Here is a 25,071-nt window from a genome sequence, read left to right as displayed (position 1 = left end):
GAATCAGAGCGTAGGCGTTGCGCAATTATATGCATGTGCATATCATATGCTTATGCATACTTTTTCTCTTCAGCATCACCGCGCCGTCTCCACATCGATGGACATCGTCGCCCTCGTCCGCCCCGGCGACCTCGACCGGCATACGCCGTGCGCCGGGTGGACGCTGGGAGATCTGCTCACCCACATGACAGCTCAACACCGCGGCTTCGCCGCCGCAGCGCGCGGTCTCGGCGCCGATATCGACGTGTGGCGCACCGAACCGCTCGCCGCGGCGATCGCAACGGATCCCGCAGGCACCTACGCCGCCGCGGCAGCCGATGTGCTTGCGGCGTTCGCCCGACCCGGTGTGGACCAAGCGATGTTCGCGCTCCCCGAGTTCGGGGCCGACGTCACCGTGATCGGCGAGACGGCGATGGGCTTCCACTTCGTCGACTACGTGGTGCACAGCTGGGACGTCGCGGTGTCGCTGGGAGCACCGTTCGCCCCGCCGACCGAGGTGCTCGAGGCGGTGACACCGCTGGTGCTCGCGGTACCCGACGGCGAATTCCGGGACGATCTCGCGTCGCCATTCGCCCGCGCGCTGCCGCCGAGCGACGGCGACGTCCTCGCCCAGCTGCTGCGCCACCTCGGACGCAACCCGGCCTGGACTGCGGCGACCGCGGCATAACCGCCGTCCCAGCTCACCGCCCGAGCTAGCATTCGCGCAACCGAGGGGGTCTCATGCGACGGTGGTCGTCGGCCTTTGTTCTGTTGGTGCTCGCGACGCTTCTTCCATGCGCTCCTGCGCACGCCGCACCCGGTCACGCCGTCGTCATCGTCTCGGGCGGTGACGCGGTCAGTCCCTTCACCACGCCGGAGGCGGCGTGCCGGTCCGGCCTGGCCGCCGGCAACACCGACACGGCGCTGCGAGAGAACCTGCTCGCAGCGGGCCACACCGTGTACACGTCGCCGGCCATGGCGGGCCGCGGCCCCGTCGCCGACCAAGGCGGATTCGGCGCGTTCGGCGACTGCCCGATCGTTCTGCCCGACACAATGACCGTCGACTCCACGGCGTCGATCGACCTGGCCGGCGAACACCTCGCCCGCTTCCTGACCTACCTGCACGACACCCGAGGGGTGGACGTCGTCGACGTCGTCGCTCACTCGATGGGCGGGCTGTACTCGCGGTCGGCGTTCCGCGTGATGCAGAACCTCGGCTCGCCGATCCGCATCCGATCGCTGACGACGGTGGGCACCCCATGGGAGGGGTCGTTCCTGTCCGACTACGCCAACGGCATCACCCCGCTGTCGGACTGCTTGGGGGATGCCTACTGCGAGAAGGCGTCGCTGGCGATGGCCGCCGAGGTGACGCGGCTGCAGAGCGGATCGGGCCGGGAGGTCAACCAGGGGTACCTGATGGGCCCGCACGGGTGGAACGAATTCCAGGCCGGCGTCCTGGACCGCATCCCCGTCGTCCTGATCGGCGGCGCTCGCTTCACCCGCCCCGCGCCGGTGAACCCGATGGTGTGGCCGAACGACGGCATTGTGACCACCCGCAGCGCGCTGGCCACCGACATCAGCGACCGCGTACTGCCCCACCGCCGCTGCGTGTCCTTCGACGACACCCACAGCATCTTCGTCTCCGATTCCGTCGGCCTGCCGTGGGAGACCGGGATGACGTGGGACCCGCGGGTATTCGAGGTGGTCCGGGGCGCGATCGACGGCGCCGACGACGCGCTATCGACCCCCAACCGCGTCGGCTGCTGAGCGATTTCGGCGTGTCTGTCGTCGGTCAGCGACGACAAGCACGCCGAAGTCACGCGTAGGTGACCGTCACAGGGCAGTGGTCGGACCAGCGCAGCGCATACGCCGCGGGACGTTCGGTGTGCACCGCCGTGACGCGCGCCGCCAGTCCCGGGGTGGCCAGCTGGTAGTCGATGCGCCAGCCGGCGTCGTTGTCGAACGCCTTACCGCGCCATGACCACCACGCGTACGGCCCGGGCTGGTCCGGGTGTGCCACCCGCACCACGTCCACCCAGCCGGTCGCCAGCAGCTCGGTGAGCCACTGGCGTTCCTCGGGCAGGAATCCTGCCTTCTTGACGTTGCCCTTCCAGTTCTTGATGTCGTTCTCGGTGTGGGCGATGTTCCAGTCACCGCACAGCACCGCGTCGCGGCCCTCGGCCCGCAGAACGGCCATCCGCTCGGCGACCGTGGCCATGAACCGCTCCTTCTCCCGCTGCCGCTCGGTGCCGGCCTCGCCGGTGGGAAAGTACACGCTCGCCACCGTCACACCGCCGGTGTCGACCTCGATGTAGCGGCCGTGATCGGCGAATTCATCTGCCCCGCAGCCGATCTGAGCGCGTTCGTGGGCGGTGCGGGACACCACTGCGACACCGTTGCGACCCTTGACGTGGGGCGCGGCCGACGCCAGATGCCAGCCATCGGCCAGCAGCGGCGCCAGCGCCTCGGCCACCTGCTCGTCGTCGGCGCGGGTCTCCTGCAGGCAGACCACGTCGGCACCCGTCTGCGCGAACCACGGCAGCAGGCCGCGGTTGTCCTCCGAGCGGTGCTTGATCGCGGCGCGGATGCCGTTGACGTTGACAGTGCTGATCGTGAGGGGGCGCGTCACGGCCGTCGACCCTAGCGGGCGTCCTTGCGGTACCGCGGGTACCACCTTTAGGGTCGGGCGCTATGAGCCAACGCGCGCCCATCCACCTCGGCTCCGGGGAACCGGTGTTGCTGCTGCACCCGTTCATGATGTCGAACAACGTGTGGAAGGACGTCGCGCCCGCGCTGGCCGACACCGGCCGCTACGAGGTGTTCGCACCGTCGATGGCGGGCCACCACGGCGGCAGTCCCAACCGCTCCTGGCTGCTCGACAGCGGCACACTGGCCGACGACATCGAGCGCCACCTCGACCGCCTCGGGTGGGACACCGCCCACATCGTGGGGAACTCGCTCGGCGGCTGGGTGGCCTTCGAGCTCGAACGCCGCAATCGGGCCCGGTCCCTGGTCGGCATCGCCCCGGCCGGTGGCTGGCACCGCTGGACCCCGGCCAAATACGAGATCGTGTTCAAGTTCGTGATGGGGATGCCCGTCTGGGTGGTCGCCAAGCTGCTCGGAGAGCGCGCGGCGCGCGTGCCCGGCGCGCGGTTCCTGACCAGCCTGCCGGTCAGCGCCCGGCCCGACGGGATCAGCGACGCCGACATCCTGGAGATCATCGACGACGTCCGGCACTGCCCGGCCTACTACCAGCTGCTCGTCAAAGCGCTGCTGATGCCGGGGTTGATGGAACTCGCCGACACCAAGACGCCCACCTATCTGGTGGTGTGCGAGAAAGACCGGGTGCTGCCGGATCCCCGGTTCACCGCCCACTTCCGCAAGTTCCTGCCCCAGTCGACCCGCTACACCAGACTCGATGGCGTCGGACACATTCCGATGTTCGAGGCACCCGAACGCGTCGCCGACGTGATCCGCGAGTTCCTCGACGAACAGACCGGCCCGCAGCGCGCCATCAGCTGAACCCAGTGGCACCCGATCTGCCGGGTGCGTTATTCTTCGAAACGGTCATGAGTGCCAGCGTCAAGCCCCGGCTTGCTGGCCGGCAACCCTCCAACCGCGGTGGGGTGCCCCGGGAGACGACCAGGTTGAGTAGCCGAATACGGCTATAAGGCAAGCGCGGGTCCGCTGTGAATCGGGCCCCCCGTTCACGGAGGAGACATCTGATGAGCCTCGATACCCCCGATCCGAGTGCCGACTGGGCTTTCGAGACCAAACAGGTCCACGCCGGCCAGGCACCCGACACCGCCACGGGTGCGCGGGCTTTGCCGATCTACCAGACCACCAGCTACGCATTCCGCGACACCGACCACGCGGCCGCACTGTTCGGGCTGGCCGAGCCGGGCAACATCTACACCCGCATCATGAACCCGACCCAGGACGTCGTCGAGCAGCGCATCGCAGCGCTCGAGGGCGGAGTCGCCGCGCTGTTCGTCGCCTCCGGGCAGGCGGCCGAGACGTTCGCGATCCTGAATCTCGCCCACAACGGCGATCACATCGTGTCGAGCCCCCGGCTCTACGGCGGCACCTACAACCTCTTCCACTACTCGCTGCCCAAGCTGGGCATCGAGGTCAGCTTCGTCGACAACCCCGACGACCCCGAGTCGTGGCGGGCCGCAGTGCGTCCCAACACCAAGGCGTTCTTCGCCGAGACGATCTCGAACCCGCAGATCGACGTGCTCGACATCCCGACCGTCGCCGCGGTGGCGCACGACGCCGGGGTGCCGCTGATCGTCGACAACACGATCGCCACGCCCTATCTGATCCAGCCGATCGCCCACGGCGCCGACATCGTGGTTCACTCGGCGACCAAGTACCTGGGCGGGCACGGCACCGCGATCGCCGGCGTGATCGTCGACGGCGGAAACTTCGACTGGACCAACGGGCGCTTCCCCGGATTCACCGAACCCGACCCGAGCTACCACGGTGTGGTGTTCGCCGAACTGGGCGCGCCCGCGTTCGCATTGAAGGCCCGCGTGCAGCTGCTGCGCGACTTGGGTTCTGCCGCATCGCCGTTCAACGCGTTCCTGATTGCGCAGGGTCTGGAGACGCTGAGCCTGCGCATGGAGCGCCACGTCGCCAACGCCCAGCGCGTAGCCGAATACCTGGCCGGCCACGACGCCGTCATCTCCGTCAACTACGCGGGCCTGCCCAGCTCACCCTGGTACGAGGTGGGAAATAAGCTGGCGCCCAAGGGAACCGGCGCAGTCCTGGCGTTCGAGTTGGCGGGCGGGGTCCCCGCGGGCAAGGCGTTCGTCGACGCGCTGACATTGCACAGCCATGTCGCCAACATCGGCGACGTGCGCTCGCTGGTGATCCACCCGGCGTCCACCACCCACCAGCAGCTCTCGGCCGAGGAACAACTCGCCACCGGCGTCACCCCCGGCTTGGTACGTCTGGCGGTCGGCATCGAGGGCATCGATGACATCCTGGCCGACCTCGAGCGGGGCTTCGCCGCGGCGCAGCGTGCCGGCAGCACCGCCGATGCCCAGCTGCTCGAGGTGCAGACGTGACCGTCATGGACGTGCGCAACGATCGCGTGGCGCTGCCGCCCGAAGGCGAGATCGGCATCGTCGACGTCGGATCGCTGCGCCTCGAGAACGGCGCCGTGCTCGACGACGTCTCGATCGCGGTGCAGCGCTGGGGTGAGCTCTCTCCGGAGCGCGACAACGTGGTGGTGGTGCTGCACGCGCTGACCGGCGACTCGCACATCACCGGCCCCGCGGGCCCGGACCATCCGACGCCCGGGTGGTGGGACGGCGTGGCCGGCCCCGGCGCCCCGATCGACACCGACCGCTGGTGCGCGATCTCGACGAACGTACTGGGCGGCTGCCGCGGCTCGACGGGGCCGAGCACCATCGCCCCTGACGGAAAGGCTTGGGGCTCGCGGTTTCCGGCGACAACGGTGCGCGATCAGGTTGCCGCCGACGTCGCGGCGCTCGAGCGGCTGGGCATCACCGAGGTGGCCGCCGTGATCGGCGGCTCCATGGGTGGTGCGCGGGCTCTCGAATGGATCGTCAGTCACCCGGACGACGTGCGCGCAGCGCTGGTGCTCGCGGTCGGAGCCCGCGCCACCGCCGACCAGATCGGCACGCAGAGCACGCAGGTCGCCGCGATCACCTCAGATCCCCACTGGTGCAACGGCGACTACCACGACACCGGCCACTCCCCCGACACCGGCATGGAGATCGCCCGCCGCTTCGCTCACCTGACCTATCGCGGCGAGGCCGAACTCGACGAGCGCTTCGGCAATTCCGCGCAACCGGGTGAAGACCCCACCGCGGGCGGCCGGTACTCGGTGCAGAGCTATCTCGAGTATCAGGGCCGGAAGCTGTCTGCACGCTTCGATGCCGGCACCTATGTGGCGTTGACCGACGCGCTGTCGAGCCATGACGTCGGCCGTGGCCGTGGTGGCGTGGCGGCCGCCCTGAGGGGCTGCCCGGTGCCGACCGTGGTGGGCGGAATCACCTCTGATCGGTTGTATCCCCTTCGCCTGCAACAGGAATTGGCCGATCTGCTGCCGGGCTGCGACGGGCTCGACATCGTCGAGTCGAAGTTCGGGCACGACGGCTTCCTGGTGGAAACCGACGCGGTGGGGGTATTGATCCGACGCACGCTGGAGTTGGCCAGCCGGTGAGTGGTTCGGCACAGCAACGGTCGCTGTCCTTCGGCGCCGAAGCGGCCGCCTACGAGCGGGGCCGCCCGTCCTATCCGCCGGAGGCCATCGACTGGCTGCTTCCCCCCGATGCCCACACCGTGCTCGATCTCGGTGCGGGGACCGGAAAGCTGACCACGCGGCTGGTGGAACGCAACCTCGACGTCGTCGCCGTCGATCCCGTTCCGGAGATGCTCGAACTGCTGCGCACCTCACTCCCCCACACGCCCGCGCTGCTCGGTACCGCCGAAGAGATCCCGTTGCCGGACAACAGCGTCGACGCCGTGCTCGTCGCTCAGGCCTGGCACTGGTTCGATCCGGTACGCGCCCTCGATGAGGTGGCGCGGGTACTGCGACCCGGTGGCCGGCTCGGCCTGGTGTGGAACAACCGTGACGAAAGACTGGGCTGGGTCAAGGATCTCGGCCAGATCATCGGCCACGAAGTCGATCCGTTCACGCAAACCGTCGAGCTACCCGCGCCCTTCACCGAGGTCTCACGGCATCAGGTCGAGTGGACGAGTTATCTGACGCCGCAGGCGTTGATCGACCTGGTCGCCTCCCGCAGCTACTGCATCACCTCGCCCGAGCAGGTGCGTACCCGCACGCTCGACCGGGTGCGCGAGCTTCTCGCCACGCACCCGGCCCTGGCCAACGCGTCGGGGCTTGCACTGCCGTACGTGACGGTGTGCGTGCGCGCGACGCTGTCCTAGCGCGAGTCCTAGTGCGTCAGGCCGCCCTGGTGCGCTCCTTGATCGCGGTGCGCAGCCCGCGCTTCGGCGTACCCGGGGTGGGTTCGACGCGGCCGAACCGCCGCTCCGAGGCCGTCTCCGGCGCATCGTCGGCATTGGCCTTCAGGTACTTGTCCGGCAGCGCGAGCTTCAGGATGGTCCAGAACGACTGCCAGTACTGGCGCAACAGCGGCCCGGTCGTGTAGGGCAGGTCGTACTTCTCGCAGAGCTCTCTGATCCGCACGCTCATCTCGGCGTACCGGTTGCTCGGCAGGTCGGGGAACAGGTGGTGCTCGATCTGGTAGCACAGGTTGCCGCTCATGAACGCCATGATCGGCCCGGCATGGAAATTGGCCGACCCCAACATCTGTCGCAGGTACCACTCGCCGCGAGTCTCGTTCTCGAACTCCTCGACGGTGAACTTCTCTGCGCCGTCAGGGAAATGGCCGCAGAAGATCACCATGTACGCCCAGTAGTTGCGGATCAGGTTCGCCACCGCATTGCATTTGAGCGTGTGCTTCCAATTCGTTCCTGTCAGCGCCGGGAAGACGATGTAGTCCTTACCGACCTGCTTGCCGACCTTGCGGCCGATGACCTTGAGGTCTCTGCGCACCTCGCCGATCGATTTCTCACCCTTGCGGTACTTCGTCACTTCGACGCCGTGCAGGGCGACACCCCACTCGAACAACGTACCCAGCATGAGGTTGTAGATCGGGTTGCCGATCATCCACCGTTCCCAGCGCTGGTCACGGGTGAGCCGCATGATGCCGTAGCCGATGTCGTCATCCAGACCAACGACATTCGTGTACTTGTGGTGGACGAAGTTGTGCGACTTCTTCCACTGCACCGACGGGGAGGTGGTGTCCCATTCCCATTCGGTCGAGTGGATCTCCGGATCGTTCATCCAATCCCACTGACCGTGGGTGATGTTGTGGCCGAGTTCCATGTTCTCGATGATCTTCGCCGTCGCCAGCATCGCGGTGCCGCCGATCCGTGCGATGCGGCTGCTGCTCGCGAACAGCGCGATCCGCCCGCCGGCGGCCAGCGCGCGCTGCAGCTGGATGGTGCGCCGGATGTAACGGGCGTCGCGTTCACCGCGCGACTCCTCGATGTCGGCACGAATTTGGTCCAGCTCCGCGGTGAGGTTCTCGACGTCCTCCTCGGTCAAGTGGGCATAGACCTTGATGTCGGTGATTGCCATGGTCAGTCTCCTCAGATCTTGATGGTGCAGTCACCGGAGGCGGTGGATATGCATGTCTGGATGCGGTCGCCCGCACCGTGTTCCTGCCCGGAACGGATGTCCCGAACGTGCCCCTCTTCGAGCGGGAGCACACAGGTCTGGCAGATACCCATCCGGCAGCCGAACGGCATCTGAATGCCGGCGTCCTCGCCGGCCTGCAAAATGGTTGTCGCACCGTCGATCTCGACGGACTTGTCGGAGATCCCGAAGTGCACGGTACCGCCTTCGCCCCCTTTGTCGGTGGCGGCGATCGTGAATCGCTCCATGTTGAGCTGATCAGCCAGACCGTGCTCTTCCCACACCTCGTCGGCCGCGTCGAGCATCGCCGAGGGTCCGCACACCCACGCGGAGCGCTTCTGCCAGTCCGACACGAGCTTGTCGAGTTCGGTGAGCTCGACCTTGCCGTCCTCCTGGGTGAGCTGCAGGTGCAGGCGATAGCCGCGTTGTCGGCTCTCCAGTTCCCGGAGCTCGTCGTGGAAGATCACCGACTCGGCCGACGGCGCCGAGTGGATGTGCACGATGTCGGGCTCCTGGCCGCGGGCATTCAACGAGCGCAACATCGCCATGATCGGGGTGATGCCACTGCCCGCGGTGATGAACAGCAGCGACTCCGGCGGCGGATCAGGCAGCGTGAACTCGCCCTGCGGTGCGGCGAGCCTGATGATCGTGCCGGGCTCCACCCCATCGACGAGGTGCGTGGAGAGGAACCCCTCCGGCGTCGCCTTGACGGTGATCGAGATCTCGCCCTCGGTCTGTTCCGGGACCGAGGTCAACGAATACGAGCGCCAGTGCCACCGTCCGTCCACCCGCAGGCCGATGCCGACGTACTGGCCGGGCTGATAGTCGCGGGCGAAACCCCACCCAGGACGGATGATCACGGTGGCCGAATCGTCGGTCTCGGCGCGAACCTCGACGATCTCACCGCGCAGCTCACGCGCCGACCAGAGCGGATTGAGCAAAGACAGATAGTCGTCGGGCAGCAGCGGCGTGGTGGCGCGGGCAGCGAGCCCGCGCACCATGTTCACCCACCCCCCGCTCGGCGCCTCGACGTCACGAGCCGGCGCTTTGGACCATCGCGCCACCGTCTTGACCAATCCGGCCATGGATCACCCCTGTTGCGCTCCGCAGGTAACGGTGTGACTGCAGTCACACCGTTGAGGACGCCCCTGGGGTATCCCTACTCACCGGTAACGAAACATTTGTTCACCAAAGAATCCGGGCAACGTTGAAAACCTTGTGACCTGCACTATCAGTCGGGAGAGCGGCGCGGTCGGGAAACGCTCAGCTGGTTCCCAGCGGGTCGATGGTCCACGCGATGTAGAGCATGGCGGCGCTGACCGCGGCGGTGGTGGCGACATCCACCGTGCGGCTCCGGACGGCGAGCAACCCCACGCGGTCCTCCGGCAGTGTCAGCCGCAGCGCCGAGGCCGTGCCCACCCCGATGGCCATCACCAGCGCGCCGCGCCGCCAGTACCCCGCTGCCACGAGCACGAACGCGGCGAGCAACGACAGTCCCACGACCAGGATCGGCCACTGCCCGCTGAACAGCCTGCGCGTTGACCTCACGACGCGGCGGCAGCCTCGGCGCGCTCGACGACGTTGGTGAGCAGGAACGCCCGGGTGAGCGGACCGACACCGCCGGGATTGGGTGACACGTGTCCGGCCACGTCCCAGACATCGGGATGGACGTCGCCGACGAGCTTGCCCGCGTCGTCGCGGCTGACGCCCACGTCGACGACTGCCGCTCCGGGCCGCACCATCTCCGCGGTCACCATGTGCGGCACGCCCGCGGCGGCGACGATGATGTCGGCCTCCCGGGTGATCTGCGGCAGGTGCCGGGTCGCAGTGTGGCACAGCGTCACCGTGGCGTTCTCCGAGCGACGGGTCAGGAGCAGGCCGAGTGGACGACCGACCGTGACGCCGCGGCCGATGACCACGACGTGCGCTCCGGCGATCTCGACCTCGTAGCGTCGCAGCAGGTGCACGATCCCCCGCGGTGTACACGGCAGCGGGGCGGGCTCGTTGAGCACGAGCTTGCCGAGGTTCATCGGGTGCAGCCCGTCGGCGTCCTTGTCAGGATCGATGCGTTCCAGCGCGGCGTTCTCGTTGAGGTGGCGCGGCAGCGGCAGCTGCACGATGTAGCCGGTGCACTCGGGGTTGGCGTTGAGCTCGTCGAGCGTGGCCATCAGGTCGGCCTGGCTGATGTCGGCAGGCAGGTCGCGACGGATCGAGGTGATGCCTACCTTCGCGCAGTCGGCGTGCTTGCCCCGCACGTAGGCCTTCGACCCGGGGTCGTCCCCGACCAGGACGGTGCCCAGTCCCGGGGTGTGACCGGCCTCGACGAGGCGCGCCGTGCGCGCCGTGAGGTCGACGAAGATCTCGTCGCGCGTGGCCTTACCGTCCAAAGTGATCGCACCCACGGCGATCATTGTGACAGGCTCTGTAGACATGACAACTGTCGGCGATGTGTTCACTCCGGCCACGCTGGGCCCCATCACGTTGCGCAACCGAGTGATCAAAGCGGCAACGTTCGAGGCCGCGACCCCGAACGCTCTGGTCACCGAGGACCTCATCACCTACCATCGGCTGCCCGCCGCCGGCGGGGTCGGCATGACCACGGTGGCCTACCTCGCCGTCGCCCCGGGCGGACGCACCGAGGGCAACCAGATCTACTGGCGACCCGAGGCGATGGCCGGGCTGCGCAGGCTCACCGAAGCCGTGCACGCCGAAGGCGCGAAGATCAGCGCGCAGATCGGGCACGCCGGCCCGGTCGCCAACTCGAAGTCCAACCGCACCGCTGCCTACGCCCCGGTGCGCTTCTTCAATCCGCTGTCGATGCGCTTCGCCAAGCGGGCCACCCGCGACGACATCACCGACATCACCGAAGCACACGCCCAGGCTGCCCGGATGGCCATCGACGCCGGCTTCGACGCCGTCGAGGTGCACCTCGGCCACAACTACTTCGCGAGCTCGTTCCTGTCCCCGCTGATCAACCGGCGCGACGACGAGTTCGGCGGCTCCCTGGAGAACCGGGCCAAGGTGGCGCGCGGCACGGTGCTCGCCGTCCGGCGGGCCGTCGAGAAAGCAGGCACGCCGATCGCGGTGACCGCCAAGCTGAACATGAGCGACGGTGTTCGCGGCGGCATCTCGACCGATGAGGCGCTGCAGACCGCGAAGTGGCTCGAGGAAGACGGGGGCCTGGACGCCATCGAACTCACCGCGGGCAGCTCGCTGGTCAACCCGATGTACCTGTTCCGCGGCGACGCGCCCGTCAAGCAGTTCGCGGGTGCGTTCAAACCGCCGCTGCGCTGGGGAATCCGGATGACGGGCAATAAGTTCTTCCGCGAGTATCCCTATCGCGAGGCGTATCTGCTCCGCGACGCCCGGCTGTTCCGCGCGGAGCTGTCGATGCCGCTGATCCTGCTGGGCGGCATCACCAATCGCGAGACCATGGACCTGGCGATGGCCGAGGGCTTCGACTTCGTCGCGATGGGGCGGGCCCTGCTCGCCGAACCGGATCTGATCAATCGCATCGCCGCCGACGGGCGATCGGTGCAGTCGATGTGCACGCACTGCAACCAGTGCATGGCGACGATCTACACCCACACCCACTGCGTGGTGACGGGATCGCCGTCGCCGGTCAGTTCGGGTCGATGAGTGCCCGCGCGCAGTCGGTGACGATCGCATCCGCGCTGGCGGGGATCGCCTGACGCGCCCGCAGGTGGCGTCGCACGATCGCGTAGGGCACGTCGATCACGGCGGCGCTGACCCGGGCAGCTTCTCCGTCGATCTCGCCCAGCGCCTTATTGAGTTTGCGCTGCAAGCGTTTCCGCCGGCCAAGGAGATTCTCGGGCCAGTCGCCGAGCCCCAATTGCCCGGGGCCGGTCAGCAGCACCTGCGCCTCGGTCGGATGTGCGCGGCACCAGGCCAGCACGCAGAGCGCGCCGGACACGCAGCGTTGCGCCGAGTCGCCGTCGCTGTTGAGCGCTGACAGCAGCGCGTCCTGCAGACGCTCCTGGGTGCGCACCCACAGTTCGCCGCACAGTGCCGCCCGGGTCGGGAACCTGTGGTAGACCGAGCCACTCGGCGCGCCGGTGGCACGCGCGACCGCCGACATCGTCACCGCACCCGGGCCGTCGGCAGCCAGCAGGTCGGCCGCTGCGTCGAGGAGGACGTCGACGGTGTATCGGGCGGGCCGTGGCATTGCTCCACCCTAAAGTAGAGAATAACCTCTAAAATGCGCGGCGCACTCAGCGGCGAACCTGTGAATTCCGACAGGAAGGAAATGAGCGCGCGCTATTCCCAGTGTTCACAGGACATTTCAGGTCCCGCGCGTGGGCGTGTCGGGCCACGCTGCGACACGATATGCACACGCTCGAGTAACGGCCCGGCCACAGATCGCCCACATCTCTCCCACAGAGTCACGATGGAGTCACGGCCGACCTTCGACGATGCAGCCCTACCGATAGAGTTGGGCGCGATGTCTACTGTCGCCGCGGGAGCGGCTCTGTGACCCGAGCAGCACCCCCTGCGCTGACCGTGCGCTACGACGGGTCCACACGTACCTTCGCGGCCGGTAACGACGTGGTCGTCGGCCGGGATCTACGCGCCGATGTCCGGATCGCGCATCCGCTGATCTCTCGAGCACATCTGGTGTTGCGTTTCGATCAGGGCCGCTGGCTCGCGATCGACAACGGTTCGCTCAACGGGATGTTCGTCAACAGCCGGCGGGTGCCGGTCGTCGACATCACCGACGGCGCCCAATTACACATCGGCAATCCCGACGGACCGCTGCTGACATTCGAGGTCGGCAGGCACCAGGGGTCGGCGGGCACACCGCCGCCCACCACCGCGGTTCCGGTGCCGAGCCGCCCGAGCGGACAGTGGCCGAGCCAGCCGGTCACTCACCCGGGACCGCCCACGCGGACACCCGGTGCGCGGACCTACCCGACCACCGGGCAGCGGACCGGCTATCCCCCGCCACCGCCGCCGTCGCGCCCCCTGCAGCAGCAACCGATCTCGTCACCGGCGATGGAGTCGGTGACCCAGATGGGCCCCGCCGCCGCACCGCGGTCAGGTGGTGACAACAACCTCGCCACCAGCATGCTGAAGATCCTGCGGCCCGGTCGCGCGCCTGAGGTGCCGCCCGGCTCGGTGAAGATCGGCCGCGCCAGCGACAACGACATCGTCATCCCCGACGTGCTGGCATCGCGCCACCACGCCACCCTCGTCACCACGCCGTCCGGCACCGAGATCCGCGACAACCGCAGCATCAACGGCACGTTCGTCAACGGCTCGCGCGTGGAGACGCAGCTTCTCTCCGATGGCGACACCGTCACGATCGGCAACGTCGACCTGGTCTTCCGTGACGGCACGCTGGTCCGGCGCACCGAAACGGCCGCCGCCACCGCCACCGGCGGCCTCGACGTCCACGGCGTGACATGGACGATCGAGAACAACAAGACGCTGCTCGACAACATCTCGATCTCCGCGCGGCCCGGCACGCTGACCGCGGTCATCGGCCCGTCGGGTGCCGGCAAGTCGACCTTCGCCCGGCTGGTCGCCGGCTACACCCACCCGACGACGGGGCAGGTGTCGTTCGAGGGCCACGACGTGCACGCCGAGTACGCCTCGCTGCGCTCCCGGATCGGCATGGTGCCGCAGGACGACGTGGTCCACGGCCAGCTGACCGTGCGGCAGGCCCTGATGTACGCCGCGGAACTAAGGCTGCCGCCGGACACCACGAAGGCCGACCGGGAGCAAGTCGTCAACGAGGTGCTCGAGGAACTCGAGATGACCAAGCACCTCGACACCCGCGTCGACAAGCTCTCCGGTGGCCAGCGCAAACGCGCCTCGGTGGCGCTCGAGCTGCTGACCGGCCCGTCGCTGCTGATCCTCGACGAACCCACCTCGGGCCTGGACCCCGCGCTGGACCGGCAGGTGATGACGATGCTGCGTCAACTCGCCGACGCCGGCCGCGTCGTACTGGTGGTCACGCACTCGCTGACCTATCTCGACGTCTGCGATCAGGTGCTGCTGCTCGCGCCGGGCGGCAAGACGGCGTTCTACGGACCGCCGAATCAGATCGGCGCCTCGATGGGGACCACCAACTGGGCCGACATCTTCTCCGCCGTCGCCGGCGACCCCGACGCGGCCGCGCAGCGCTACCTGGACCAGCACGGTCCACCGCCGCCGCAGCCGCCGGCGCTGACACCGTCGGAACTCGGCAATCCCACGCGCACCAGTTTGCGCAGGCAGCTGTCCACAATCGCGCGCCGGCAGATCCGGCTGGTGATCTCCGATCGCGGGTACTTCGCGTTCCTGATGCTGCTGCCGTTCATCATGGGCGTGCTGTCCCTCTCGGTGCCCGGCGATGTCGGGTTCGGTGTACCGAAGACGGCGCTCGAGGGTGGTGAAGCGCCCAACGAACCCGGCCAGATCCTGGTGATGCTCAATGTCGGCGCGATCTTCATGGGCACCGCGCTGACGATCCGCGCGCTGATCGGCGAGCGCGCCATCTTCCGGCGCGAACAGGCTGTCGGGCTCTCGACCTCGGCGTATCTGCTGGCCAAGATGGTGGTATTCACCGCGTTCGCGGTCGTGCAGTCCGCGATCGTGACCGCGATCGCGATCATCGGTAAGGGCTGGGGGCCCGGCGCCGTCGACGCCGGCAACGTGATCAGCAACCGCAGCCTCGAACTGTTCATCGACATCGCACTCACCACCGTCGCGGCGGCGATGGTCGGCCTGGCCCTGTCGGCGCTGGCCCGCTCGGCCGAGCAGATCATGCCGCTGCTGGTGGTCGCGATCATGAGCCAGCTGGTGTTCTCCGGAGGCATGATCCCGGTGACCGACCGGATCGTGCTCGACCAGATGTCATGGGCGACGCCGGCCCGTTGGGGCTTCGCCGCGTCCGCGTCGACGATCGACCTGATCCGTCTGGTGCCGGGGCCGCTGACTCCGCAAGACGACCACTGGAAGCACACCTCGGGCGCGTGGCTGTTCGACGTGGGCATGCTGTTCGCGATCAGCGTCGTGTACGTGGCGTTCGTGAGGTGGAAGATCCGACTGAAAGCCGCGTAGACACCGCGTGACGACGAGCGTGCGAGGAGTCGCGCAATCAGACACCGCGTGACGACGAGCGTGCGAGGAGTCGCGCAATCAGACACCGCGTGACGACAAAACCTCTGCGCGGAGGGCCCTTGCGAACGCAATAGAGTGGGGCGGGGTCGACAGGGGGTACCTACACGTGGGTGACAGCGATGCGGAGAACCGTGCCGTGGCACTGGATGCGGCGTTGATGGAGCTGCAGCAATGGGGCGTGGACCGGTTCAGCATCGAAGGTGTCGCGCACCGATGCGACCTCGATCCCGACCTGATCCGCCAGTCGTGGCAGAGCTCCCAGGATCTGATGGTCGACGCGCTGCTGAGCTCCACCTCCCTTCGGATCGGCACGCCGGACACCGGCAGCCTTGCGGGAGACCTGTGTGAGCTCGCGGAATCGGTGGGTGTCTACCTCAACGATTCCGTCGGCCGCCGCATCGTCCGGATGCTCGTCATCGACAGCAAGTCGCACACTGTCGACGACGAGACCCGGCGGCTGCTCTGGAGCCGGCACCTCGCGATGATGGAAACCATCGTCGAGCGCGCGACCGTCCGCGGCGAGTTCCGCACCGAGGTCCGACCCATCACCGTGCTGCAGTTGCTCGTCTCACCGTTGCAGACCTGTGCGCTGTACACCAGCGCGTCAGTAGACCCCGACTATTGCCGCACGATCGCCGATCTGGTCACGCGCGCGGTCAGTACCGAGAGCTGATCAGCCGCCGTGGATGTCCAGACCGTGGGCGGCAGCGAAGGCGAGTGCCTGTTCGATGTCGATCTTGGCGCCGCGTAGCGTGGCCGTCGTCCAGAATGTCGGATCGGCGCGCGCTCCTCGCAGGTCTGCGTCGTCCAGGCGCGTGCCCTGCACCCTCGCCCCCGTCAGGTCGGTGCGGGCCAGCACTGCCTTGCGGAGATCGGCTCCGACGAGACTCGCCTCACGGAGGCGGCAGTCCGACAAATCGACCGTGCGGAGGTCGGCTCCGCCGAGCACCGCGAGTGTGAAGTCGCATTCGACCAGCGTCACGGGCCGGATCCGGCATTCGACGAATGTGGATCCGAGAAAGCTGCAATGCCGAAAAGTGCTGTGCCACAGTGAGGTACGCCGAAAGGTGCAGTTCCGGAACGCGGAGCCGACGTGCTCGGACTCCGACATGTCGACTCCGGAGAAGTCGCAGCCGTCGAAGACGACCCGCTCGGTGCGCCACCGGCTGAGATCGTCGTCGCGGAAGTCCTCGTCGGCGAATTCGTGGTCGGTCGTGTCGTCCATCGCGGTCAGCCGGCAGGCGCCAACCGGCTCAGCGCGTACTCGGTCACCGCGATCAGCGCCGCCTTCGTCGATTCCCGACTGCGGGCGTCCACGGTGATCAGCGGCACGTGATCGGGCAGCGCCAGCGCGGTCCGCACCGCGGACAACGGATGGCGCGGCGCCATGTCGAATTCGTTGACCGCCACCAGGAACGGCAGGTCGCGGGCTTCGAAGAAGTCGACCGCGGCGAAACTGTCGTCCAGTCTGCGGACGTCGACCAGGATGATCGCCCCGATCGCACCGCGGATCAGGTCGTCCCACATGAACCAGAACCGGCGCTGTCCGGGGGTGCCGAACAGATAGAGCACCAGGTCCTCGCTGAGGCTGATGCGACCGAAATCCATCGCAACCGTCGTCGTGGTCTTGTCGGGTAGTCCGGCGAGTTCGTCGACCCCCAGTGAGGCGTCGGTCAGCAGCGCCTCGGTGCGCAACGGCACGATCTCCGACACCGCGCCGACGAAGGTGGTCTTGCCAGCACCGAACCCGCCGGACACGACGATCTTCGTCGAGGCGGCCCTGGAGTGCGCAGACCTAGAGTGCTCGGAGCCCACGCAGCGTCCTTCCGATCAGATCCCGTCGCTCGTCGACCGTCGCCGTCGTCGACAGGGTGTCGTGCACGGTGACATAACCCTGCACCACCAGATCACCCACGACGACCCGCGCCACGCCGAGAGGGAGACGCAGATGCGCGGCGATCTCGGCGACCGACGGCCGACCGGCGCACACCGACATGATCTGTGCCCGCACGTCGGCGCTCGGCCAGTCCCACGCGGGCGGCGGCGTCGCAGGCCCCACCGGGGCTTCCCACGGCAGATCGACCCGCGCGTCGGTGCGGCCCGCGGTCAGCGTGTACGGGCGCACGAGGCGGGGCCCCGGGTCCTCTGTCATCGGCCGGTCACGAGCGCAACGGATCCCGGCGCGGCGATGCGACCGCGGCGCCCACGCGCTCGACGAGGATCGCCATCTCGTAGCCGATCTGGCCGATGTCGGCGCCTCGCGCGGCCAGCGCGGCGAGGTTGGAGCCGTCACCCACCCGCATCAGAAGCAGATAGCCGTTCTCCATCTCGACGACCGACTGCAGCACGTATCCACCGTCGAACAGCTGTGCGGCGCCGGCCGACAGGCTGGCCAGCCCCGAGGCGACGGCAGCCATCTGGTCGGCCCGCTCGGTCGGCATGTGCTCGCTGGCCGCGGTCAGCAGGCCGTCGGCCGAGACGAGGATCGCGTGCGACACCCCCGGCGTCTCCCGGGCGAACCGTGCCACCAGCCAGTCGAGCGTCTCAGTCACCTGTGTCCTCTCGTTCGTCGCGGGCATGCCGACGCCCGGCGGCGACCCCGCCGAAATGGTTGGCGATGCCGGCGCGGACCGCGTCGGGATCGCGGACCGCGCGGCCGCCGTCCCCGGCGTCGGTCTGCGGGGCCGCGCCGGGAACCAGCCGGGCGCCGGGACGTCGGATGGGCAGCCCCTCGGCGGTGCGCTCCTGCACCGGGGCGGCCTGGGCAGCGGCCGCGGCGGACCAGCCGTGGTCCCAGACGGTCTGCCAGTTCAGGTCGGTGCTGTGGGACAGCTCGTGCGGGTCGACGAGCCATTCGGAGAGCATCGTCTGATAGATCGCGTCGTCGTCGGAGTCGTCCCTGGCGTGCCGCGCGCGGGTGTGGCCGTTCTGGGGTGGAGCCACAGCGACGGGGGCGGGCGCCGGTGTCGGTGCGGGTGCAGGCATCGGAGCGGGTGCCGGCGCTGGCGGGGGTGCCGGCATCGGAGCGGGTGCCGGCGGGGGTGCCGGCGCGGGCGGGGGTGCTGCCAGCAGTTCGGCCGGTACGTACACCCCGGCGGTGGTCCCCGACGACGGGCGTCCGGCGACGGTGCTGCGCAACCGCACCACCAGGCCGTGCTGGCGGGCGAGGCGGCCCGCCACGAACAACCCCATGTGGCGGGCGGTGTAGGGGTTCACCTCGCCACCCGACTGCAATCGGGTGTTGGCAACCCGCAGATCGGATTCACTCATGCCCAGGCCCGCGTCGGCGACCTCGAGCACGAGGCCACCGTTTCCGGTGTGTACCGCAGAGACACGCACGGGAGCGCTCGGCGGCGAATACCGCAGCGCGTTGTCGAGGAGTTCGGCCAGTAGATGCACGAGGTCACCGGCCATCGCGCCGGCCACCGCGCTGTCGGGCAGCCCGTCGGCGTCGACCCGCTGATAATCCTCGACCTCGGACGCTGCGGCGTGCACCACGGCGACGACGGGGACGGGCTCGGCGTTCTCGCGCGGGATGCGGGCACCGGCCAGCACCATCAGATTGGCCCCGTTGCGGCGCATCCGAGCCGCGAGGTGATCGAGGCGGAACAGGCTCTGCAGCCGGTCGGCGTCCTCTTCGTCGTTCTCCAACTCATCGATCACGGCGAGTTGCTGATCCACCAGCGTCCGGTTGCGACGGGACAACGTCTCGAACATGTCGGTCACCTGCATCTGCAGCCGCGCCTGCTCGGCCGCGAGGAGAACCGCCTGCTCGTGCAGTTCGTCGACGGCGTGCGAGACCTGGCCGATCTCTTCTGACGTCGGCGCCGCGAGCGGCGCGATGGTCGGCGTCTTCCCGTCGGTGCGCGCCTGCTCGACCTCTCGTGCCAGATCCTCGTGCGCCACCCGCAACGCGCTGTCGCGCAGAGTTCGCAGCGGCCGCACCAGGCTGCGCGCCACCAGGGTGACCAGCAGCAGCGCAATCAGGATCGCCGCGCCGACGATCGCGGCATCGCGCAGGCCAGCGGTACGGGCGGCGGCGGCCTGATCCGTGACTGTCGCGGGGATGGCGCGGGACGTGTCGGTGATGATGCCGTCGGCGATGCCGCGGGTGATGCGCTGCGACGCCAGCAGATCGGGGTTGCCCGCAAGGGCCACGCCGGGGTCCGACAGCAGCGACATCCGCTTGACCATCTCCGATCGCAGCGACGCCGCCGCGTCGGTGGAGCCGCCGAGGTAGGCGCCCATCGCGGCCACCGTCGAAGGTTCGGTTCCGGCCAGCGTGATCATCGACGAGCGCAATTCGGGCTCAGGCAAATCTGCGCCGCGGTCGACGAGCATCTGCTGCATCGTCATCTGGCCGCGTGCACCGATCGCGCGGGCGAGCGCCTCGCCCGCTTGCCGTACCGACTCGTCGTCTCCGGCCACCAGACCGGTGATCGCGGTCTCGGCGGTGATCAACAGCGGCGCGTACGTCATCACCCGGGAACGCAGATCGTTGCCCCCCGAGGTGGACTTCGCGACGAGATCCCGCCCGAAGTCGAGCAAGGTGTTGGTAGCCAGGCGGACTGCGTCGTCGACGTCGGTTCCGGCCAGCTCGCGCTGCAGATCAGCGGCTTGCGACTCGAACGCGGTGACGGTGGCGGGCACGTCGCCGCCGTCCGTGGCGCTCACCAGCACCGCTTCCACGGAAGCCAGGTACCGCCCCACCGCGGGCACCATGTCCGCGCGAGCGGCCGCGACCCGCAGATTCTGTGCGGCCGAGTTTGCGGCGTGAATGCGCAATCCACCGAATATGCCGGCCAACAGCAGCGGCACGACCACGATGGCCAGGACCTTGACGCGGACAGGCCAGTTGGACAGCGCCCACCGAGGCGGCCGCTTGATCGGGGATCGAGCGTGGGTCATGAGGCTTCCTGCTGATGGCGCCCTCGTCGGGGGGCGTGAAGCGCCTGGCGAATGCGCTGAGTATGCCAGCCCGGTCATCGGGTCGCCAGAGTTAGACGCACGGGTGCAGAAACAGCAAAGGAGACGGCGCCGAGTGCGTTGTGGGCGTTGCGATTTCGTTTCTGACCCGTTGCGTGTCAGAGGGTGAAGCAGCGCCGATCTGCGGGCACAATCGAAGGTGACCTACTGGAGGAGTAGCAATGACCCACAATGGCGTGGAGATGGCACTGCTCGCCGATGCGTCCGAAATCGGCGACTCACCCCTGATGCGAGCGATGAGCAGCGAGATGGTCGACATCGACACTCTCGAAGGCCTGATCTCGATCGCGAGCTACGAGACCTGCCTGGACTGACACCCGTTTACCCTGCCAAGGGTGTTCCGGGTGATGTTCTATTCGCCGCGTATCGCGCCCAACACGGGCAACGCGATTCGCATGGTGGCCGGCACCGGGTGTGAACTGCACCTGGTCGAGCCGCTGGGCTTCGATCTGTCCGAGCCCAAGCTGCGTCGCGCCGGGCTCGATTATCACGACCTGGCGTCGGTGACGGTGCACGCCGATCTGGAATCGGCGTGGTCGGCGGTGATGCCGGCAAGGGTGTTCGCGTTCACCGCACATGCCAACGTGCCATTCGCCGACATCGCCTACCAACCCGGTGACGTACTGCTGTTCGGGCCGGAGCCGACGGGTCTGGATGCCGAGACCCTGGCCGACCCGCACGTCACCGCCCGGGTGCGCATCCCGATGCTGGACGGACGGCGGTCACTGAACCTGTCGAACGCCGCCGCCGTCGCCGTGTACGAAGCGTGGCGTCAGCACGACTTCGCAGGCAGCATCTGACTCATCGGGCCTGAGTCACCACGTATCCCAGTGGGTGAGCCGCTCGGCGGGCAGCCGCTTGGCCTTCTTGAAGTCGGTGCCCTTCGTGTAGGCAATCGGGAAGAGCCCGGCCTGGCTGTAGGAGTCGAACGGGATGCCCAGCAGTTCGGCGGCCTGACGCTCGCCGTCACCGAGCAGATGCAGCGTGGTCCAGGCCGAGCCGAGCCCCCGCGAGCGCAGCGCCAGCATGAAGCTCCACACCGCAGGCAGCAGCGATCCCCAATAGCCCGCACTGGCGCCCGACACGGTGTCTTTGGGCTTGCCTTCCAGGCACGGGATCAACATGACCGGGGCCTTCTCGAGGTTCTCGTTGAGGTAGCTCGCGGAGTCCATCACCTTCGGCGCCCGCTCGTCACGCTCGTCGCCGTAGGTGGGCTTCTCGGCGTTCAGGTACGGCGTCGCGTTGGTGCGGTAGATCTCGGCCAGCGCGAGCTTCTTGTCGGGATCGGTGACGAAGACCCACTGCCAGCCCTGGCTGTTGCTGCCGGTCGGCGCCTGCAGCGCGATGTCGAGGCATTCCATCAGCACGTCGCGGGGCACGGGCTTGTCGAAATCGAGGCGCTTGCGCACCGAGCGGGTCGTGGTCAGAACGTCGTCGGCCGAAATGTTGAGTGTCATTGTGCCGAGGGTACATTCAGCGGAAATCGCGGGACGTCGACCGCACCCGCAGACTCAGCGGACCGATCCGGTCGGCCACCACGGTCACCGCCCCGGTGGCGTTCTGCACGATGCCACGCACCACCAGCGCCGCTGCGGTCTGCGCCACCCTGCGGTGCCGCGCCCACACCGCGGGCATGCACAGCACGTTGACCATGCCGGTCTCGTCCTCGAGGTTGACGAACGTCACCCCCTGCGCGGTCGCGGGCCGCTGCCGGTGAGTCACCGCACCGGCGACCAGGACGCGGGTGCCGTCGGGCACCGACAGCAGCTGATCGGCCGGCACGACTCCCATCGCCTCGAGGTCCTCCCGCAGGAACTCGGTCGGATACCGGTCGGGCGACACCCCCGTCGCCCAGACGTCGGCGGCGGTCAGCTCCAGCTCCGTCATCCCCGGCAGCGACGGGACGTGGGACGACGATCCCACCCCGGGCAACCGGTCGGGACGCTCAGCGGCGGCCGCCCCGGCCGCCCACAACCCCTCCCGCCGGGTGATGCCGAAGCAGCCCAGGGCACCGGCGGTGGCCAGCGCCTCGGTCTGCGGCACGCTCAGCTGCACCCGCCCCGTCAGGTCGAGCAGCGAGGCGAACGGGCCGCTGTCCCGCTCCTCGACCAGCCGCTGCGCGAGGTCGTCACCGATGTGCCGGACACTGCCGAGCCCGAGCCGCACCTCGGTCCCCAGGTTCTCCAGCGTGGCGTGGGCGAGACTGGCGTTGACATCCGGGCCGTGCACCACCACGCCGTGTCGACGGGCGTCGGCCACCAGTGATTGCGGCGAATAGAAGCCCATCGGCTGCGCACGCAGCAGCGCGGCACAGAACGCCGCCGGGTGGTGCAGCTTGAACCACGACGAGTAGAACACCAGCGAGGCGAAACTCAACGAATGGCTCTCGGGGAAGCCGAAATTCGCGAACGCCTCGAGCTTCTCGTAGATCCGCTGCGCCACGTCCCCGGTGATGCCGTGCACCTCGGCCATCCCATCGAAGAACCGGCCCCGCAGCCGCCGCATCTTCTCGGTCGAGCGTTTCGAGCCCATGGCGCGACGCAGCTGATCGGCCTCGGCAGCCGAGAAGCCCGCGCAGTCCACGGCCAGCTGCATGAGTTGCTCCTGGAACAGGGGCACCCCCAACGTCTTTCGCAGCGCCGACTCCATCGACGGATGGTCGTAGGTGACCTCTTCCTCACCGTTGCGCCGCTTGATGTAGGGGTGCACCGAGCCGCCCTGGATCGGGCCGGGCCGGATCAACGCGACCTCGACCACCAGGTCGTAGAACATCCGCGGCTTCAGCCGGGGCAGGGTGGCCATCTGCGCGCGCGATTCCACCTGGAACACCCCGACCGAGTCGGCGCGCTGCAGCATCTCGTACACCGCGGCCTCGGACAGATCCAGCGCGGCCAGATCCACGACGATGCCTTTGTGCTCGGCGACCAGGTCGATGCAGTAGTGCAGTGCCGAGAGCATGCCCAACCCCAGCATGTCGAACTTCACCAGACCGATGGCCGCACAGTCGTCCTTGTCCCACTGCAGGACGCTGCGGTTCTCCATGCGGGCCCACTCCACCGGACACACGTCGGCGATGGGACGGTCGCAGATCACCATGCCCCCGGAGTGAATTCCCATGTGCCGTGGCAGATTCGAGATCTGCTGCGCCAGATCGATGACCTGCTCGGGGATGCCCTCCACGTGGGTGACGTCTGCCAGGTTGCCCCACTGACTGAGCTGCTTGCTCCACGCATCCTGCTGACCTTGCGAGAAACCGAGCGCGCGCGCCATGTCGCGGACGGCACTGCGCCCGCGGTAGGTGATCACGTTGGCGACCTGTGCGGCGTACTCCCGGCCGTAGCGCTGGTAGACGTACTGGATGGCCTCTTCGCGCAGATCGGATTCGATGTCGATGTCGATGTCCGGTGGACCGTCGCGGGCAGGCGAGAGGAACCGTTCGAACAGAAGGTCATTGGCCACCGGATCGACATTGGTGACCTTCAACGCGTAGCAGACCGCCGAGTTGGCCGCTGACCCCCGGCCCTGGGACAGGATGTCGTTGTCCCGGCAGAACCGCGTGATGTCATGTACCACAAGGAAATACCCTGGAAAGTTCAGCTGCTCGATGATCCGCAGTTCGTGCTCGATCTGGGCATAGGCACGCGGTGACCGATCGGGTGGGCCGTAACGCTCGCGCGCCCCCTGCATCACCAGGTGCCGCAGCCAGCTGTTCTCGGTGTGGCCGGCAGGCACGTCGAAGGGCGGCAGCTGCGGCGCGATGAGCGCCAGGCCGAACGCGCACTGCTCACCGAGTTCGGCTGCGGCACTGACGACCTCGGGGCAGTGGGCGAACACCCGCGCCATCTCCTCCCCCGAGCGCAGATGGGCGCCTCCGAGCGGGGCAAGGTATCCCGCGGCCTCGTCCATCGAGTGCCTGGCCCGGATCGCCCCCATCGCCATGGCGAGCCTGCCCCGGCCCGGCTCGGCGAAATGTGCGCCGGTGGTGGCCACGACACCCACCCCGAACCGCGGCGCCAGCGCCGCCAACGCGGCGTTGCGTTCGTCGTCGTGGGGATGTCCGTGGTGGGTGAGCTCGACGGTGACCCGGTCGCGGCCGAACCGGTCGACCAGATCGGCGAGCGCGGCCGCCGCGGCCTCCGGACCGCCGGAGGACAGCGCTTGGCGCACATGACCTTTTCGGCATCCGGTGAGGATCTGCCAGTGCCCACCTGCGGCCTCGGTCAGCGCGTCGTAGTTGTAGCGCAGCACGCCCTTCTCCCCGCCGGCCAGGTGGGCCGCGGCCAGCTGACGGGACAGCCGTCGGTACCCCTCCGGCCCTCGTGCCAGCACCAGCAGGTGCGGCCCCGGCGGGTCGGGATCGTCGGTGCGACTGCCCCCTCCGAGGGACAGTTCGGCACCGAACACGGTTGCCATGTCGAGCTCCCTGGCCGCCTCAGCGAACCGGACCACCCCGTACAGGCCGTCGTGGTCGGTCAGCGCGATGGCCCGCAGACCCAGCCGAGCCGCCTCCTCGACGAGTTCCTCGGGCGTGCTCGCACCGTCGAGGAAGCTGTAGGCGGAATGCGTGTGCAGTTCGGCGTAGGGCATGGACGAACGCGCGCCGGCATGCGCTTCCGGCGGCTGGTACTCCCCCCGTTTACGCGACCAGGCCGGGCTGTCGCCCCCGTCTCCGACCTGCGCGTCGATGGGCCAGCCGGCACGGCGCGGCTTGCTGTTGAGGACGCGCTCCATCTCGCCCCAACCCGGCGGACCGTTGTGCCATCCCACCCGGGCAGTCTATC

Annotated in this window: 24 protein-coding genes and 1 riboswitch; of the genes, 11 read left to right on the top strand and 13 right to left on the bottom strand. The window is 68.4% G+C overall.

Annotation, left to right across the window (positions count from 1 at the left end; translation table 11 throughout):
* Positions 1-52: 52 nt before the first annotated feature.
* A complete protein-coding gene (locus ACZYYX_RS10355) occupies positions 53-667 on the top strand; it encodes a TIGR03086 family metal-binding protein (protein ID WP_463814303.1) in 615 nt (204 codons plus the stop codon).
* Positions 668-720: 53 nt separating this feature from the next.
* Positions 721-1,746 (top strand): esterase/lipase family protein, encoded by a 1,026-nt coding sequence (locus tag ACZYYX_RS10350; protein ID WP_463814302.1) that lies wholly within the window; start codon positions 721-723, stop codon positions 1,744-1,746.
* A 49-nt stretch (positions 1,747-1,795) separates the two neighbouring features.
* Here the strand turns inward: ACZYYX_RS10350 and ACZYYX_RS10345 are convergent, their stop codons facing one another.
* On the bottom strand, positions 1,796-2,608 hold the full coding sequence (locus ACZYYX_RS10345) for an exodeoxyribonuclease III (protein ID WP_463814300.1): 813 nt from the start codon (positions 2,606-2,608) through the stop codon (positions 1,796-1,798).
* A 62-nt stretch (positions 2,609-2,670) separates the two neighbouring features.
* Between ACZYYX_RS10345 and ACZYYX_RS10340 the strand changes: the two genes are divergently transcribed.
* The 4 genes from ACZYYX_RS10340 to ACZYYX_RS10325 all read left to right on the top strand — a co-directional run bounded on the left by ACZYYX_RS10340 (position 2,671) and on the right by ACZYYX_RS10325 (position 6,903).
* Complete coding sequence (locus tag ACZYYX_RS10340) at positions 2,671-3,501, top strand: alpha/beta fold hydrolase (RefSeq protein ID WP_463814299.1); 831 nt, start codon at positions 2,671-2,673, stop codon at positions 3,499-3,501.
* A 43-nt stretch (positions 3,502-3,544) separates the two neighbouring features.
* Positions 3,545-3,664: riboswitch (SAM riboswitch) on the top strand.
* Between the two features lie 40 nt (positions 3,665-3,704).
* Positions 3,705-5,051, top strand: coding sequence for a bifunctional o-acetylhomoserine/o-acetylserine sulfhydrylase (locus tag ACZYYX_RS10335; protein ID WP_463814297.1), 1,347 nt, complete (start codon positions 3,705-3,707; stop codon positions 5,049-5,051).
* Positions 5,052-5,056: 5 nt separating this feature from the next.
* The gene (gene metX, locus ACZYYX_RS10330; protein ID WP_463814867.1) at positions 5,057-6,175 is read left to right on the top strand and encodes a homoserine O-acetyltransferase MetX; all 1,119 of its coding nucleotides are present in this window, start codon (positions 5,057-5,059) and stop codon (positions 6,173-6,175) included.
* Complete coding sequence (locus ACZYYX_RS10325; protein WP_463814296.1) at positions 6,172-6,903, top strand: class I SAM-dependent methyltransferase; 732 nt, start codon at positions 6,172-6,174, stop codon at positions 6,901-6,903. The genes metX and ACZYYX_RS10325 overlap by 4 nt, the downstream gene beginning before the upstream one ends.
* 16 nt (positions 6,904-6,919) lie before the next feature.
* On the opposite strand, the gene ACZYYX_RS10320 is transcribed toward ACZYYX_RS10325, so the two are convergent.
* From ACZYYX_RS10320 to ACZYYX_RS10305, 4 genes are all read right to left on the bottom strand, one after another.
* Positions 6,920-8,122 carry a fatty acid desaturase family protein gene (locus ACZYYX_RS10320; RefSeq protein WP_463814295.1) on the bottom strand — a complete coding sequence of 401 codons (1,203 nt, stop codon included), beginning with the start codon at positions 8,120-8,122 and terminating at the stop codon, positions 6,920-6,922.
* 11 nt (positions 8,123-8,133) lie between these two features.
* Positions 8,134-9,264, bottom strand: coding sequence for a ferredoxin reductase (locus ACZYYX_RS10315; protein WP_463814294.1), 1,131 nt, complete (start codon positions 9,262-9,264; stop codon positions 8,134-8,136).
* A gap of 178 nt (positions 9,265-9,442) precedes the next feature.
* Entirely contained in the window at positions 9,443-9,727 is a 285-nt protein-coding gene (locus tag ACZYYX_RS10310; protein ID WP_463814293.1) for a DUF3017 domain-containing protein, read from the bottom strand.
* Complete coding sequence (locus tag ACZYYX_RS10305; protein ID WP_463814291.1) at positions 9,724-10,581, bottom strand: bifunctional methylenetetrahydrofolate dehydrogenase/methenyltetrahydrofolate cyclohydrolase; 858 nt, start codon at positions 10,579-10,581, stop codon at positions 9,724-9,726. Before ACZYYX_RS10305 ends, ACZYYX_RS10310 begins: the two co-directional genes overlap by 4 nt.
* A 28-nt stretch (positions 10,582-10,609) precedes the next feature.
* On the opposite strand from ACZYYX_RS10305, the gene ACZYYX_RS10300 reads away from it, so the two are divergent.
* Positions 10,610-11,818, top strand: a complete 1,209-nt coding sequence (locus ACZYYX_RS10300; RefSeq protein ID WP_463814290.1) for an NADH:flavin oxidoreductase — start codon at positions 10,610-10,612, stop codon at positions 11,816-11,818.
* Here the strand turns inward: ACZYYX_RS10300 and ACZYYX_RS10295 are convergent.
* Positions 11,802-12,365, bottom strand: a complete 564-nt coding sequence (locus ACZYYX_RS10295; protein WP_463814289.1) for a TetR/AcrR family transcriptional regulator — start codon at positions 12,363-12,365, stop codon at positions 11,802-11,804. The genes ACZYYX_RS10300 and ACZYYX_RS10295 overlap by 17 nt on opposite strands.
* Before the next feature lie 305 nt (positions 12,366-12,670).
* Here ACZYYX_RS10295 and ACZYYX_RS10290 point away from each other — a divergent pair, with 305 nt between their 5' ends.
* Together ACZYYX_RS10290 and ACZYYX_RS10285 are read left to right on the top strand one after the other, a co-directional pair.
* On the top strand, positions 12,671-15,244 hold the full coding sequence (locus tag ACZYYX_RS10290) for an FHA domain-containing protein (protein ID WP_463814288.1): 2,574 nt from the start codon (positions 12,671-12,673) through the stop codon (positions 15,242-15,244).
* Between the two features lie 166 nt (positions 15,245-15,410).
* Positions 15,411-15,977 (top strand): TetR-like C-terminal domain-containing protein, encoded by a 567-nt coding sequence (locus ACZYYX_RS10285; RefSeq protein ID WP_463814287.1) that lies wholly within the window; start codon positions 15,411-15,413, stop codon positions 15,975-15,977.
* On the opposite strand, the gene ACZYYX_RS10280 is transcribed toward ACZYYX_RS10285, so the two are convergent.
* From ACZYYX_RS10280 to ACZYYX_RS10260, 5 genes are read right to left on the bottom strand one after another with little or no spacing between them, the layout of a single operon-like run.
* The gene (locus tag ACZYYX_RS10280) at positions 15,978-16,529 is read right to left on the bottom strand and encodes a pentapeptide repeat-containing protein (protein WP_463814286.1); all 552 of its coding nucleotides are present in this window, start codon (positions 16,527-16,529) and stop codon (positions 15,978-15,980) included.
* Positions 16,530-16,534: 5 nt separating this feature from the next.
* Positions 16,535-17,119, bottom strand: coding sequence for a GTP-binding protein (locus ACZYYX_RS10275; protein WP_463814285.1), 585 nt, complete (start codon positions 17,117-17,119; stop codon positions 16,535-16,537).
* Complete coding sequence (locus ACZYYX_RS10270) at positions 17,100-17,456, bottom strand: DUF742 domain-containing protein (RefSeq protein WP_463814284.1); 357 nt, start codon at positions 17,454-17,456, stop codon at positions 17,100-17,102. Before ACZYYX_RS10270 ends, ACZYYX_RS10275 begins: the two co-directional genes overlap by 20 nt.
* A 7-nt stretch (positions 17,457-17,463) precedes the next feature.
* On the bottom strand, positions 17,464-17,883 hold the full coding sequence (locus ACZYYX_RS10265) for a roadblock/LC7 domain-containing protein (RefSeq protein WP_463814283.1): 420 nt from the start codon (positions 17,881-17,883) through the stop codon (positions 17,464-17,466).
* A complete protein-coding gene (locus tag ACZYYX_RS10260; protein ID WP_463814282.1) occupies positions 17,849-20,212 on the bottom strand; it encodes a HAMP domain-containing sensor histidine kinase in 2,364 nt (787 codons plus the stop codon). Before ACZYYX_RS10260 ends, ACZYYX_RS10265 begins: the two co-directional genes overlap by 35 nt.
* A 239-nt stretch (positions 20,213-20,451) precedes the next feature.
* Here ACZYYX_RS10260 and ACZYYX_RS10255 point away from each other — a divergent pair, with 239 nt between their 5' ends.
* Together ACZYYX_RS10255 and ACZYYX_RS10250 are read left to right on the top strand one after the other, a co-directional pair.
* The gene (locus ACZYYX_RS10255) at positions 20,452-20,604 is read left to right on the top strand and encodes a hypothetical protein (protein WP_185976216.1); all 153 of its coding nucleotides are present in this window, start codon (positions 20,452-20,454) and stop codon (positions 20,602-20,604) included.
* 21 nt (positions 20,605-20,625) lie between these two features.
* Positions 20,626-21,090, top strand: coding sequence for a tRNA (cytidine(34)-2'-O)-methyltransferase (locus ACZYYX_RS10250; protein WP_463814281.1), 465 nt, complete (start codon positions 20,626-20,628; stop codon positions 21,088-21,090).
* Between the two features lie 15 nt (positions 21,091-21,105).
* Here the strand turns inward: ACZYYX_RS10250 and ACZYYX_RS10245 are convergent, their stop codons facing one another.
* Both ACZYYX_RS10245 and ACZYYX_RS10240 read right to left on the bottom strand, forming a co-directional pair.
* Entirely contained in the window at positions 21,106-21,747 is a 642-nt protein-coding gene (locus ACZYYX_RS10245; protein ID WP_463814280.1) for a nitroreductase family protein, read from the bottom strand.
* A gap of 16 nt (positions 21,748-21,763) precedes the next feature.
* Positions 21,764-25,057 carry an error-prone DNA polymerase gene (locus ACZYYX_RS10240; protein WP_463814279.1) on the bottom strand — a complete coding sequence of 1,098 codons (3,294 nt, stop codon included), beginning with the start codon at positions 25,055-25,057 and terminating at the stop codon, positions 21,764-21,766.
* Positions 25,058-25,071 lie beyond the last annotated feature (14 nt).

The organism is Mycobacterium sp. IDUB_1, assembly GCF_055419625.1.
This window is presented reverse-complemented; position numbering and strand designations above follow the sequence as displayed.